This is a genomic window from Vogesella mureinivorans, from assembly GCF_007644035.1.
GTDB lineage: Bacteria > Pseudomonadota > Gammaproteobacteria > Burkholderiales > Chromobacteriaceae > Vogesella > Vogesella mureinivorans.
The window spans coordinates 1-286 of the sequence record NZ_VMTV02000220.1; the positions used below are offsets into that span (position 1 = coordinate 1).

Annotated in this window: 1 pseudogene; it reads right to left on the reverse strand. The window is 42.0% G+C overall.

Annotation, left to right across the window (positions count from 1 at the left end):
• Nucleotides 1-286, reverse strand: a pseudogene (locus tag FLQ44_RS24330) (lipoyl synthase); the annotation flags it as partial.

Genomic DNA, 286 nt, shown 5'->3' on the forward strand with positions numbered 1-286 from the left:
TTAAGTTTTTAACAGTTTCCGCCAAATGTTTGGGTTCATCAGGATCTAAAGTATTTGGGCGACCATGCGCAACATCACAAAAAGGACATCGGCGTGTACAGATGTCTCCCATAATCATAAATGTTGCTGTACCTCCTCCAAAACATTGTGGCAAATTGGGGCAAGCGGCTTCTTCGCAGACAGTATGCAACTTTTGTTGGCGTAATAAGTCTTTAATGCGTTGTATTTCTTCTGGATGGCTTTTGACTCTGCATCAATCGCATCCAGTTTGGCATCCTCAATTTTT